Origin of the sequence: Flavobacterium plurextorum (assembly GCF_024638035.1) — a bacterium.
Lineage (GTDB): Bacteria > Bacteroidota > Bacteroidia > Flavobacteriales > Flavobacteriaceae > Flavobacterium > Flavobacterium plurextorum.
Window position 1 is genome coordinate 2,857,985 of sequence record NZ_CP100442.1, and the last position, 13,983, is coordinate 2,871,967.

At 31.7% G+C, this 13,983-nt stretch carries 10 protein-coding genes; 7 read left to right on the top strand and 3 right to left on the bottom strand.

Going from position 1 to position 13,983, the window contains the following annotated elements; translation table 11 throughout:
• Positions 1-73 precede the first annotated feature (73 nt).
• On the top strand, positions 74-556 hold the full coding sequence (locus tag NLG42_RS12635; protein ID WP_257681222.1) for a hypothetical protein: 483 nt from the start codon (positions 74-76) through the stop codon (positions 554-556).
• Positions 557-650: 94 nt separating this feature from the next.
• On the opposite strand, the gene NLG42_RS12640 is transcribed toward NLG42_RS12635, so the two are convergent.
• A complete protein-coding gene (locus NLG42_RS12640; RefSeq protein ID WP_257681223.1) occupies positions 651-1,769 on the bottom strand; it encodes a GTP cyclohydrolase in 1,119 nt (372 codons plus the stop codon).
• 52 nt (positions 1,770-1,821) lie between these two features.
• The gene (locus NLG42_RS12645) at positions 1,822-2,790 is read right to left on the bottom strand and encodes a transporter (RefSeq protein ID WP_089056609.1); all 969 of its coding nucleotides are present in this window, start codon (positions 2,788-2,790) and stop codon (positions 1,822-1,824) included.
• Positions 2,791-2,914: 124 nt separating this feature from the next.
• Between NLG42_RS12645 and NLG42_RS12650 the strand changes: the two genes are divergently transcribed.
• From NLG42_RS12650 to NLG42_RS12675, 6 genes are all read left to right on the top strand, one after another.
• Positions 2,915-3,202: a DUF4834 family protein gene (locus tag NLG42_RS12650; RefSeq protein WP_089055084.1), complete on the top strand. Its 288-nt coding sequence runs from the start codon at positions 2,915-2,917 to the stop codon at positions 3,200-3,202.
• 49 nt (positions 3,203-3,251) lie between these two features.
• Complete coding sequence (locus tag NLG42_RS12655) at positions 3,252-5,687, top strand: YfhO family protein (protein WP_099719797.1); 2,436 nt, start codon at positions 3,252-3,254, stop codon at positions 5,685-5,687.
• A 309-nt stretch (positions 5,688-5,996) separates the two neighbouring features.
• Entirely contained in the window at positions 5,997-7,286 is a 1,290-nt protein-coding gene (locus NLG42_RS12660; RefSeq protein ID WP_257681224.1) for a glycosyltransferase family 4 protein, read from the top strand.
• 37 nt (positions 7,287-7,323) lie between these two features.
• A complete protein-coding gene (locus NLG42_RS12665) occupies positions 7,324-8,793 on the top strand; it encodes an oligosaccharide flippase family protein (protein ID WP_089056613.1) in 1,470 nt (489 codons plus the stop codon).
• 95 nt (positions 8,794-8,888) lie between these two features.
• Positions 8,889-10,541 (top strand): mechanosensitive ion channel family protein, encoded by a 1,653-nt coding sequence (locus NLG42_RS12670; RefSeq protein ID WP_099719796.1) that lies wholly within the window; start codon positions 8,889-8,891, stop codon positions 10,539-10,541.
• Positions 10,542-10,787: 246 nt separating this feature from the next.
• A complete protein-coding gene (locus NLG42_RS12675) occupies positions 10,788-11,087 on the top strand; it encodes a hypothetical protein (RefSeq protein ID WP_089055078.1) in 300 nt (99 codons plus the stop codon).
• Between the two features lie 83 nt (positions 11,088-11,170).
• Here NLG42_RS12675 and uvrA read toward each other — a convergent pair whose 3' ends face one another.
• Entirely contained in the window at positions 11,171-13,966 is a 2,796-nt protein-coding gene (gene uvrA, locus NLG42_RS12680) for an excinuclease ABC subunit UvrA (RefSeq protein ID WP_099719795.1), read from the bottom strand.
• Positions 13,967-13,983: the final 17 nt, after the last annotated feature.

Consider the following 13,983-nt stretch of genomic DNA (forward strand, 5'->3'; position numbering starts at 1 on the left):
TTCCGTTATACGAATGGATTTTTTTTATTTGAAGTAACTTTAAATTTGTAATCAGAAAATAAAATGAATAATTATGAAAAAGATACTTATACTAACGACTCTAATTTTGATTGTTTTCGTTTCTTGTAAAAAAACAGCAGATACAGAACCGGTTCAAATTGCTCCAAACGCTCCAAAAGAGGTTCAAATAGAAGAACCTGCAGGTGATCAATGTTATGCTTTAAGAGCAAATGGCAATGTGATTGAATTGAGTTTTAATGTAAACTCGCACCAAGAGGTAAATGGAAAATTAAACTACAGTATATCTGGAAAAGATAAAAATGAAGGAACTTTAATTGGAAACATGAAAGGCGATACGCTTATCGCTGATTATACTTTTACTTCAGAAGGAGTTTCATCTGTGCGAGAAGTTGCATTTCTGCAAAAAGACGGAGCGTTAATAGAAGGATTTGGAGATGTTATTCAAGCTAATGATAAAGTGACTTTTAAGGATAAAACCAAACTAAAGTTTGATCAAAAAAACACATTGACTAAGACAGATTGTAAAGTAGAATAGTAAAATGTTATTGATACAAAAAATCCATTCGTTTATTGCGAATGGATTTTTTGTATGTTTCAAATCAGATATTGATTTTTGTAACTAAAGACCTTTAAAGGTATTTCAAATATGTTTTTCTTTGACAGTGAATTTTTGGATCAAAGTTTTTCCATAGTAAATGAATGGCAGTATTCTCAGCTAATTCTGGAGTTCTGATGCAATTTACAATTCCTTTTTCGGAGAAAGTTTTGAAATATTCATCAAAAATAATTGCCGTAACTCCTTTATTTTGGTAATCAGGATGAACGCCGATAAGATAAAAGACTACATCTTTACTTTTCTTTCTTGCTTTTAAAAGATGAAGAAAACCAAAAGGAAAAAGTTTTCCTTTCGCCTTTTGTAAAGCTTCAGTAAAACTTGGCATAACAATACTGAAAGCTACTAAATTATCATCTTTATCGACTACAAATTTTATATATTCAGGATTGATAAAACTAATATATTTCTTTTTAAAATACTCCTTCTGAACATCTGAAATTGCAACAAATGAAGCTAATTTTGCATATGATTCATTAAACAAATCAAACATTTTGTCGACATGCGGCATAATATCTTTTGTTTTAGTGAAATTTAAAGCCCTAAGTTCATAACGTTTTTTAATTAAAGCCTGTGCTTTAAGGAAAAATTCTGGTTTTACATTCGAAAAAGGAAATATGCTTTCGATATATTCTTTTTCAACCTGAAAGCCTAGTTTCTCAAAATGAGTTACATAATACGGATTGTTGTACCAAGTAATCATCGTTCCCATTTGATCAAAACCTTCTGTAAGAACACCAACTTTGTCTAAATTAGAGAAACCCATCGGACCTTCTGTATGCTCAAGATTATGTTTTCGTCCTAACTCATATACTTTTTCAAGCAGTGCTTTTGTAACCTCTATGTCATCAATTACATCAAACCATCCAAAGCGCACTTTTCTTTTATGCTGATTATTTACTTCGGCCCAATTGATAATTGCTGTAATTCTTCCCACAATTTCATTGTTTTTATAAGCAAGATAAAAGTAGGCTTCGGCATTATCAAATGCAGGATTTTTTGTTTTATCAAAAGACTCTAATTCATCAGCAATAATAGGCGGCACCCAATATGGATTGTCTTTGTATAATGAAAATGGAAATTTGATATATTCGGTTAGTTCTTTTTTAGTTTTAGCTTCTTTAATTGTAATCATTAAGGTGGTATTATAAAAAATCCCTTAGTTTAGAGAGTTTGGTTATTAAAATTTATTCGTATTTAGCTTTGCGTTTTCTTTCTCTTGCCTGATAATCGATTTCTTTTTCATTGTCAGGATTCTTTTTAGCTCTTTCATTATTTTTAACCTCGATTTGTTTTTCTTTATACCATCCGTCGTAACGCCAAGAAAAACCTACACCGCCATATAAAACGGATGGAGTATTTTTAAAATTAGTACTTATCGAAGCATCGATCTGCATATTTGGCGATAAAAGATACGCCGCACCGCCGCGAACGATTGCATCGCTGTAGAAATCGCTTTTGTATCCTTGATTTTCAACAAAGCCAGACCATTTAGCATTAAATCCGTGTGTTAAGGTTAATATGTAACCATAACTTGGGTAATCAGTTCCAATATAATCTGCAATAATATTGGTTACAAAAACCCATCTTCCGCCTCCAAAAAGATTTTGTGTTACCAAAGCTACTTTTGGCGAAATTTCGCTGTTAGGCGAGAAATAATAAGGATTGTTTGCGCCAATAAAATTTGCCCCTGCAAACACAGAAACTGCTGGAATTAATTCACGCCATTTAAAACTGCGATTAGCTCTATAGCTGTAGATGTTTACTTCGTCTTTGTAGTTTTTGTAAGGATCATAAATCAAATATTTGGCTCCCAAAACAGTTTGTCTGAAATTATTTTTTTTGTAGCTGGTGTATGGAGTATCAAAGTTTTCCATTTGATATTGCAAATCAACAATAAATTCTAACTGTTCTAGAAAAGCACCATATCTAATAGTAAAGTCAGTGCCAAAACCACTCGCGTCGTAGTTTAGTAAATCATGTTTTTCTTTAATGCCATAAACGCCAATTTCTGCTTGAATAACAGATTTTCCAACTGCATAAGCAGACATAGTCTCGCCAGGTCTGTTTGAGTTTATTACATCAGTATATTGAGCAAAGAAAAATTGTGGTATTAAAAGAAGAGATGTAGAAAGTAAGTTTTTAATTTTCAACATAAATGTATTTTTTGATTAAAAAGCTATAACGCATTTCAAATGTACTATATTTTATTATTTATTTAAGATTGATATTTTAATTTTAAACAATGGATTTATTAATTTTGACAAAAATTATACAATTATGCAAGAAGCATCTTTTTCAGGTTTAATAAAAGCTATATGTTATATAATAGCATTTTATTATATTTTTAAATTTTTAGCTAGAATCTTTTTGCCAGTATTGGTAAAAAAAGCAGTTGAAAAAGCAGGAGAAAATTTTCAGAGACAACAACAATATAGTCAAGATAATTCTTGGCAGCAAACTCGTAACACTACAAAAGATGAGATAATCATCGATACCGCTAATGCAAAAAATCCTCGCGAAACCAAAAAGGTTGGGGACTATGTTGATTACGAAGAAATAGATTAAGTTTGTATCCTAAAAAATAGGATTCATCATTTAACCAAACTTGCCAAAATTGAAAATAGTAAATAAGTTCTATCCGCATGCCCTTGTAATTCTGGGTTTTATTCTTGTATCATTAGTTTATTTTTATCCAGTTCTGCAAGGAAAACAGATTTTTCAGTCAGATATTGCTCAATATACCGGAATGGCAAAAGAGCAGAATGACTTCAGGGCTGCTGAACATACTGAACCTTATTGGACAAATTCTGCTTTTGGAGGAATGCCTACTTATCAGTTAGGAGCAAATTATCCTAATGATTTTATTGGTAAAATTGACGATGTTTTACGTTTTTTACCGCGTCCTGCAGATTATCTGTTTCTATATTTCTTTGGGTTTTATGGTTTGTTATTGGTTTTAAAAACAGATCCATTAAAAGCTTTTATCGGCGCACTTGCCTTTGGTTTTTCAACTTATTTAATTATAATCCTTGGAGTTGGTCATAATGCAAAAGCGCATGCAATTGCATATATGCCGCTGGTTATTGCTGGATTTATACTCGTTTTTCAAAAAAAATATATTTGGGGAGGACTACTCACCATGTTTGCGGTTGCATTAGAAATTAATGCCAACCACTTTCAAATGACCTATTATTTATTGATTTTCTTATTGATACTTTCAGGTTATTTTGCTTTTACTTTTATAAAGAATAAAGAATATAAACCGTTATTAATTTCAATTGGTACTCTGGTTGTAGCGGGAATTTTTGCTATTGGAGCAAATGCCGCTAATTTAATGGCAACCAGCGAATATGCAAAGTATAGTATTCGTGATAAAAGCGAGTTAACTTTTAATCCTGACGGATCTAAAAATGAAACAACTGCATCAATGACAACAGACTATATTACGGAATATAGTTATGGAATTGCTGAAAGTTTAAATTTAATTGCGCCAAGAATTTTTGGTGGTTCCAGTCATGAAAATGTTGGTGTCGACAGCAGAATGTATTCGTTTATGCTAGAGCAGGGAGTACCAGCTAGTCAGGCAGAAGACTTTGTGTCAGGAATGCCGACGTATTGGGGAGATCAACCAATCGTTTCTGCTCCGGCTTATATTGGAGTTGTGGTTTTCTTTTTGGCAGTTTTAGCTTTATTTATTGATGAGAGAAAAATTAAATATGTATTCCTTACTGGAGCATTATTTACATTAGTGCTTTCTTGGGGGAAAAACTTTTCACTGCTGACAGACTTTTTTATCGAATATGTTCCAATGTACGATAAGTTTAGAGCAGTATCTTCTATTCAGGTAATTTTAGAATTATGCTTTCCTGTACTTGCAGTAATGGGATTACAATCTTTCTTTAAAGCTAAAGAAGAACCGAAACTACAGCAAAAAGCTTTAATTCAAACAGGTGTTTTTGGTTTAGGAATCATTGCGATTTTAGTAATTGCAAAAAGTTCTTTCCATTTTACAGGAATGAATGACAAATACTTCTTAGACAGTTATGGACCTGCTTTTGTTGATGCTTTAAAAGAAGATAGGATGTCTCTGTATTCAGCAGATTTACTTCGTTCAGGATTTTTTATTGTAGTTACATTTGGAGTTTTATGGTTATTTATAAAAAATAAATTTTCACAGACTACAGCTTTAATCATTGTTGCCGTATTGATGATTTTTGACTTGTTCTTTGTAGATAAAAAATATGTTTCGGCTAAAGATTTTGTTAGTCCAGTTCAAATTGCAGCTCCATTTCAGGAAACACCTACAGATACACAAATTTTAAAAGATACTTCAGTATATCGTGTTTTTGATCCGCAAGGACAATTGCAGGGAAGATCATCTTATTTTCATAAAACAATTGGTGGATATAGTGCAGTAAGACCTAGAAGAATGCAGCAGTTATATGATTACCAAATTGCTAAAAATAATTTAGAGATACTTAATATGTTGAATGTTAAGTATGTTATTCAAGCAGATAAAGATGGAAATCAAATTCCTACGATTAATCCTGATGCAAATGGAAACGCTTGGTTTGTAAGTTCAGTAAAACTTGTAAATAAACCAGACGATGTAATGAAAGCTTTAAATTATATTGATACTAAAAAAGTTGCAGTATTCAATGTTCGTGAACATGAAGGTAAATTTAGAAATGCCCGATTGAAAAAACAATGGGATACAACTGGAACAATTAAAGTAGTAGAATATAAACCAAACTATATTAAATACCAATCAGATAGTAAAGGCGATGCTTTGGCTGTTTTCTCTGAGATGTATTATAAAAATGGCTGGAATGCTTATGTTGATGGTCAATTGACAGATCATTTTCCTGTTGATTATGTTTTGAGAGCTATGGAAGTTCCTGCAGGAAAACATACAATTGAGTTTAAGTTTGAGCCTCAGGTTATAAAAACTGGAGGAGTAATTAACTTAGCTAGTTCAATAGGAATGGTATTGCTTTTAATTGGCGGAATTTATTTTGAACGTAAGAAGTCTCGTGAACAATCTAAGTAATAGGCTTTGGTTTTAAAATGAAACTCTCTAAGATTCTTAAAATTGTTCTTTTTCTCATTTTTGATTTAGTAATATATATTTTTTGCGGAATCTATATGATGGGTTATGATGACTTTTATGATGAAAGTCAAGGAGAATATTTTAGTTTTTCAAGTATGAAAACGGAATATAAAATTGTCTGGACATTTTATAACTTGTGGATAGTTTTAAATTGTTTGCTTTTCCTTTATATCATTTATAGAGTATTTAAGAAATTAGTTTTGAAATAACGTCTAAATATTTACACTTTTAAACAATAAACAATTTTCCTTGGAACAAAAGAAGCTCTTAATTATTACGTACTATTTTCCACCAGCAGGAGGACCGGGAGTACAGCGTTGGTTGAAATTTGTAAAATATCTTCCTGAATTTGATGTTCAACCTATTGTTTATGTTCCAGAGAATCCAACTTATCCAATTGTAGATGAAGGTTTGATAAGTGAAATATCTGATAAAGTAATTGTATTAAAGAATAAAATTTGGGAGCCTTATCAATTGGCTTCTGTTTTTTCAAAAAATAAAACGAAGAAGATAAGCTCGGGAATTTTTCCGCATAAAAAAAAGCAGACTTTTTTAGATAAGACTTTTCTTTGGGTTCGTGGGAATCTTTTTATTCCTGATGCTCGTGTTTTTTGGGTAAAACCTTCTGTTTCCTATCTTGAAAAATATATTAAAGAGAATAATATTGATACAATTGTAACATCTGGACCGCCTCATAGTTTGCATTTAATTGGTTTAGAATTAAAAGAAAAACTAAACGTAAAATGGTTTGCAGATTTTCGTGATCCTTGGACAACGATTGGTTATCACAAATCACTTCGTTTGTCAAATTATGCTGCAAAAAAGCACAAAAATTTAGAACAAAAAGTGCTTAATACTGCAGACACTATTATTGTAACAAGTAAAACTACAAAAACAGAATTTCAGTCTATTACCAATAAACCAATATCGGTAATTACAAATGGTTATGATCTTGAGAAAGTAGAGAAAGAACCACTAGACACGAAGTTTACTCTAGCACACATTGGTTCATTTTTATCAGAGAGAAACCCAAAATTTTTATGGGAATGTCTTGTTGAACTAGTTAACGAAATTCCTGATTTTAAAAAGCATTTAGAAATTAAATTAATTGGCGCCGTAAGTCAGGAAGTTTTAGATTCGATTGAAGAATTTAAACTGAATGATTATTTGAATCTTTTGGGATATGTTTCGCATCACGAAGCTATAGCACATCAAAAAAAGTCACAGGTTTTACTTTTAATCGAAATAAACTCAGAGGACACTAAAAGTATTATACCAGGAAAATTGTTTGAATACATGGTCTCAAATCGACCAATAATTGCGATTGGTCCGCAAGGTTCTGATTTTGCAGCTATTATTACAGAAACCAATACAGGAGTATTTTTTGATTATTCTGAAAAAGTGAAACTAAAAAGTGTAATTTTGGACTTTTATAATCAATTTTTGGAAGGAAAATTACAATCTTATGGTGTTGGTTTGCAACAGTATTCAAGAAAAAACCTTACCAAACAATTAGCACAGTTGATTAAAGAATCATAGTGCGCCAAATCTCAAATCTAAATTCATAAATCCGCAAATGGGTATTGTCTTAAATCAGTCTTTCAAAAACACTATTATTACCTATATAGGTTTCGGAATTGGAGCCATTAATACGCTTTATTTGTATCCTGTTTTTTTGGGGGCAACCTTTTATGGTTTGACTAATTATGTGACATCTTGTGCTAATGTAATTATGCCTTTGTTTGCGATTGGAATGCAAAATACTTTAGTCAAATTTTATTCGCAATATAAAACTGAAGAAGAAAAATCCCGTTTTTTATCCTTTACTGTTTTATTTCCTTTGCTGTTAATAATTCCAATTTTACTGATTGGTCTTGTTTTTTATGATGAGATTTTATTCTTCGTGTCAAAAAAGAACGCAATCGTAAAAAGTTATATCTGGTTAATACCATTTATAGGATTATGTATGGCATATTTTGAAATTTTTTATGCCTGGCTGCGAGTAAATATGCATTCTGTTTTTGGAAACTTTGTAAAAGAAGTTGGGTTGCGATTGTTTTCATTATTTCTGTTAATAGGCGTTTATTACGATTGGCTTAGCGTAGAAGGTTTTGTGTATGCAACAGCAGGTTTGTATTTTTTGGCATTCTTGATAACCATGTTATATGCATTCAGCATTCAGAAACCAACCTTTCAGTTTACAATACCAACAAATACGAAAGAAATATTAATATATACCTTTTATATTATTTTATCAGGAAGTGTTGCTAATTTACTTTTAGATGGTGATAAAATGATGTTGAATCAATATATGCAGATTGAAAATATTGCTTTCTATTCTGTAGCGACCTACATTGCTTTGGTAATTTCGGTGCCAAGTCGTGCGATGCATCAAATTGTTTATCCGATAACGGCAAAATTAATGCATGAAAATAAGTATGATGAATTGAATATACTTTATAAAAAAACTTCTATCAATTTACAAATGGTAGGCGGATTTGTAATGCTGTGTATTTTCGTCAACATTAATCAGCTTTACGAATTAGTGCCTAAAGAATACAGCGGAGGAATTTCAGTTGTATTTATGATTGGTTTGTCAAAATATTTCGACCTGATTTTAGGAAACAATAACGCCATTATTTTTAATACAAAATACTACCGAATGGTTTTGTATCTTGGATTGATGCTTGTAGTTCTTACTGTCATTTTAAACATGATTTTTATTCCAATTTTTGGAATCTTCGGTTCTGCTTTTGCAACTTTATTATCAATTACTTTATATAGTTTGGCAAAACTGCTTTTTGTGGTAAAGAAACTTCATTTGTATCCTTTTACAAAAGAAACAGTTTCATCAATTGTGTTAACTTTTGTACTGTTTCTATTGTTTTATTTCTGGGAATTTCCATTTTATCAATTGATTAGTATTGCTTTGAAATCAATTTTGGTAACCATTTTATATGTATACCTGAATTATAAGTTTAATATTTCGCCAGATATTAATAAAGTAATCGATACGATTTTAAAGAAAATAGGAATTAAAATTTAACACGATTTTATTGCGAAACAGCAAAGTAATTTTAATTTGAATCTATTTTGTTTTTATATTTGTTAGAAAGGATATTCATTTACAGCTGACATCATATGAAAAAGAAATTACTTTGTTTTTTAGCGATTTTCATTGTTTTATTTTCATCATTTGCTTTTACTCAAAAAGACAGCCTGCATACATCAAAAAATGCTGATGTTGAACTAAAACAAGTTAAATATCCTGTAAATCCTTTCAAGGACACTTTATTCTTTGTTTATAATAAAGTGGGTTCTTTTTCTGCCGAAAGCAGAGCGAAAGCGATTACCGAAAAAATAAGAAAACTTTACGAAGATTCGCTTTTTGATTCAGATTCGCTTGTAATCAGTCCTTCAGATATTTCACAAGATATAGTTTACAAAGATGATTTTATCATTATGTCAATTCTTGACGTTGATGCAAAGGCCGAAAATCAAACACAGGAGTTTATTGCAAAACGTAATTTATCTATAATAAAAAAGGCGATAATTTATCAAAATGAAAACTATTCGATGCTGCCAAAAAGACTTGGGTACACAGCTTTGTTGATTTTGATTATTGGAAGTATCTTGTATTTTGTTGGTAAACTTTTTAACCGAGTAAAACTCTATATTCTAAAAAACAGCGACAAGTATTTTAAAGGTTTTAATTATAATAATATTAAAATTTTATCGCCTCAAAAGCAACAAGCACTCGTAATGCAGTTGTACAGTTTTGTAAAAGGAATTGTTCTTGTTTTAATAGTTTACCTTTCACTTCCGCTGTTATTTAGTATTTTTCCGGCTACAGAAGCGTATACTACAACATTGCTGCGCTGGATTCTAACGCCGGCAAAATTGGCCGTTATGGGCTTTATTGATTTTCTTCCAAGTTTAGTTACCATCATAGTTATTGTTGTTATTTTTAGATATGCTATAAAGGTGATTAAGTTCTTTTTTGAAGAAATTAAAAAAGAGAATATTAAAATTGACGGTTTCTATAATGATTGGGCAATGCCGACATTTAATATTGTTAGATTCCTATTACTGGCCTTTATGGTCGTTATCATCTTTCCATATTTACCTGGTTCAGAATCACCAATTTTCAAAGGAGTATCTGTATTTGTCGGGGTTTTATTTTCATTAGGTTCTTCAAATGCAATTGCCAATATGGTTGCAGGTTTAGTAATTACTTATATGCGTCCGTTTAAAATTGGTGATTTTATAAAAATTGGAGATGTAAGCGGTGAAGTAATCGAGAAAACAGCTTTAGTTACTAGAATTAGAACGCCTAAATTTGAAGACATTACAATCCCGAACTCAACAGTTTTATCAAGTACTTCAACAAATTATTCGTCAAACACGAAACAAGTTAATAATGGCTTATTAATTCATACTACAGTTACAATTGGGTATGACGTTCCTTGGAAAGACATTCATAAGGCTTTAATAGATGCGGCGTTAAAAACACAAATGATTGAGCAGACACCGCCGCCGTTTGTTTTACAAACTAGTTTAGATGACTTTTATGTGTCGTATCAGATAAATGTTTATACAAAAGAACCTACAAAACAGCCATTGATTTATTCTTCATTACATCAAAATATTCAAGACTCCTTTAATGAAGCCGGAATCGAAATTATGTCTCCACATTATAGTGCTTTACGAGACGGTAATACGACAACTATACCAGAAAATTATTTAAAGAGTGATTATAAACCTTCATCATTCAATATTAGAAATAAAGATTAATTTATTGTTAATGTATTGATATACTGTTTTAAAGAATTAATTTTAACAGTTGTTTATTTTGTAGTTTTAATTTTAAAATATAATTTTAGGTTAAATTTTTAGCTTTCCAGTTTATTGAAAAAGAACTAAATGGTTTAATAAAATATAAAAGGCTCTGCTGATGTTTGTTTTTGAATGCAGTACTTAATTGGGAATTGTTGAGAATTCAGGAAATTTCGCATACAGACTAAACCAAAATGAAGGATTATGAAAAACAATCAGCTCAGTCCGGAACAAAGTGTACAGGTGTTTTCGAATATGATTTCAAACAAAGTTCATAACGGATTTGTATTAGAAGAGAGAAATGATGAATTACTTTTCGCAGTTCTTTCAAAGGGCGGAAAAGCAGTTAACCACGGTTTGAATTTTATTATTTTTTGTTTAACCCTCGGATTATGGTCATTTGCATGGCTGTATCTTACAATCGAGGCCTCAAAACAGAAAAAAGTACTAGTTGCCATCGATGAAGATGGTTTTCCTTTTGAAGAAAAATGTTTATTGGCATAAACATTCCTAATTTTAAAATAACAAAGCCATAAATTATAGCATAAGCTGATATAATTTATGGCTTTTTTTTGAACTGTCGGAAACTACAGTTTATCTTTCAAGTAAATTCCAGTAACCGATTCTTTTACTTTAACAATCTCTTCAGGAGTGCCTGCTGCTAATAAGTGACCACCATTTTCACCGCCTTCAGGTCCCAAATCTATAATCCAGTCGGCACATTTAATTAAATCAAGATTATGTTCAATTACAATTATCGAATGTCCTTTTTCGATTAAAGCGTCAAATGAAGCCATCAGTTTTTTAATGTCATGAAAATGAAGCCCGGTTGTAGGTTCATCAAAAACAAATAGAGCTTTGTCTTTTGTTGCTCCTTTTACTAAAAATGAAGCCAATTTAATACGTTGCGCTTCACCGCCCGAAAGAGTAGAAGATGATTGTCCTAATTGAACATATCCTAAACCAACATCTTGTAAAGGCTGTAATTTTTGCGTGATTTTTGTCTGCTTGTTTTTTTCGAAAAAAGCAATAGCATCATCAATAGTCATCGTAAGAATATCGTTGATGTTTTGACTGTCGAAAGCAACTTCTAGAATTTCTTTTTTGAATCGTTTTCCTCCGCAGGTTTCACAAGGCAGAGAAACATCGGCCATAAATACCATTTCAACATTTATAGAACCTTCTCCTTTACATGTTTCACAGCGTCCACCGTCAACATTAAAAGAGAAATGTTTCGCCTGATAACCTCTTATTTTTGATAATTTTTCTTTAGCATACAAATCACGAATATCATCATAAGCCTTTATGTAAGTCACAGGATTTGATCGGGAACTCCTTCCAATCGGATTTTGATCTACATATTCAATATGTTTTATTTGCGAGAAAGACCCTTTAATTTCACTAAACTGTCCTGCTTTTTCTGCAGCATTTTCCAGTTTTTTCTGCATGGCAGGAAATAGAATTTTCTTAATCAAAGTACTTTTTCCACTTCCTGAAACTCCAGTTACAACAGTTAAAATATCTAAAGGAAAAGTAACATTGATATTCTTTAAGTTATTCTCTCTTGCACCAATAATATCAATATGATTTTTGAATTTTCTTCGTCGCTGTGGAACTGAAATCTCTAAATCTCCATTCAAATACTTAGAAGTAAGCGAATCTGATTTTAGGATTTCTTCATAAGTTCCTTGAGCTACAAGTTTTCCTCCAAAAGTTCCTGCTTCAGGACCAATATCAATAATCATATCTGCCGCTTTCATGATATCTTCATCGTGTTCTACCACAATTACAGTGTTACCTAAATCACGAAGCGAAAGCAAAACCTTAATTAGCCTTTCAGAATCTTTTGGATGCAGTCCAATACTAGGTTCGTCTAGAATGTACATCGATCCAACCAAACTGCTTCCTAACGAAGTAGCTAGATTAATACGCTGCGATTCTCCTCCTGAAAGTGTCGAAGAGTTTCTGTTTAAGGTAAGATAATCTAAACCAACTTCGGTTAAAAACGATAAACGATTATTGATTTCGACCATCAAACGTTTTGCAATTTGCTGCTCGTAAGTATTTAAATCGATGTTCTTGAAAAAAGTAACTAAATGTTTAATAGGTAAATCAACCAAATCTGAAACCGTTTTTCCGTTGATTTTTACATATGAAGCTTCCTCGCGAAGTCGTTTTCCGCGACAAGCGTGACATTTCGTTTTTCCGCGGTAACGCGACAGCATTACACGATTTTGTATTTTATAGTTTTTCTCTTCAAGTTCTTTAAAAAAGCTGTTTAGACCTTGAAAGTATTGATTTCCTGTCCAAATTAAGTCTTTTTGACTGTCAGAAAGTTCGAAATAAGGTTTGTGAATTGGGAAATCAAATTTGTAAGCATGTTTCACTAATTCATCTTTGTACCAGCTCATACTATCGCCTCGCCAAGGATAAATTGCGCTTTCAAAAATAGAAAGCGAAGTATTAGGGACAACCAAATCGGCATCGATGCCAATTATATTTCCGTAACCTTCACAAACAGGACAAGCGCCATACGGATTATTAAAGCTGAATAAGTGAACATTTGGTTCAAGAAAAGTAATACCGTCTAATTCGAAATTATTAGAATAGGAAAATCGTTTATCTGAGCCCAATTCCTGAAGATAACAAATTCCTTTTCCTTCAAAAAAAGCAGTTTGAACAGCATCAGCAAGACGATTGTAAAACTCTTCCTCTTCCTTTACAACGATACGATCAATTATTAATAAAATATCTTTATTGTCTAATTGATGTAGGTTTTCTGCAGAAAATTCATCCAAACGCACCATTTCATTTTCGACCAGAATACGGGCAAAACCTTGTTGTAATAATACTTTAAGTTTATCTTCTAGCTGTCGTCCTTCTTCAAGATGAATAGGAGCAAGAAGCAGCCATTTACTGTCGATTTCTAATGTTTTTACATCAGAAACAACATCAGAAACAGTGTTTTTTTTAACTTCCTGACCAGAAATAGGAGAATAAGTGCGTCCGATTCTGGCAAACAAAAGTTTAATATAATCATAGATTTCTGTAGAGGTTCCAACAGTAGAACGAGCATTTGTAGTATTAACTTTTTGCTCGATTGCAATTGCCGGCGCAATACCTTTAATGTATTCTACTTTAGGTTTGTCTAAACGTCCCAAAAACTGACGTGCGTATGAAGATAAACTTTCTACATAACGACGTTGTCCTTCGGCATATAAAGTATCAAATGCTAAACTTGATTTTCCTGATCCTGAAAGACCGGTAATTACAACAAGTTTATTTCGCGGAATAGCAACATCTACATTTTTTAAATTATGTACTTGTGCTCCTTTTATTATAATATTTTGTTTTGGGTCGAGTGTAGAAAGATCGATTTGCATAAAAAATGTCAATTTTT

Excerpts from the sequence above, each read along its gene's own strand:
- NLG42_RS12645 (WP_089056609.1), bottom strand. The coding sequence starts at position 2,790 with ATGTTGAAAATTAAAAACTTACTTTCTACATCTCTTCTTTTAATACCA.
- NLG42_RS12635 (WP_257681222.1), top strand. The coding sequence starts at position 74 with ATGAAAAAGATACTTATACTAACGACTCTAATTTTGATTGTTTTCGTT.
- NLG42_RS12640 (WP_257681223.1), bottom strand. The coding sequence starts at position 1,769 with ATGATTACAATTAAAGAAGCTAAAACTAAAAAAGAACTAACCGAATAT.
- NLG42_RS12670 (WP_099719796.1), top strand. The coding sequence starts at position 8,889 with ATGAAAAAGAAATTACTTTGTTTTTTAGCGATTTTCATTGTTTTATTT.
- uvrA (WP_099719795.1), bottom strand. The coding sequence starts at position 13,966 with ATGCAAATCGATCTTTCTACACTCGACCCAAAACAAAATATTATAATA.
- NLG42_RS12675 (WP_089055078.1), top strand. The coding sequence starts at position 10,788 with ATGAAAAACAATCAGCTCAGTCCGGAACAAAGTGTACAGGTGTTTTCG.
- NLG42_RS12650 (WP_089055084.1), top strand. The coding sequence starts at position 2,915 with ATGCAAGAAGCATCTTTTTCAGGTTTAATAAAAGCTATATGTTATATA.
- NLG42_RS12665 (WP_089056613.1), top strand. The coding sequence starts at position 7,324 with ATGGGTATTGTCTTAAATCAGTCTTTCAAAAACACTATTATTACCTAT.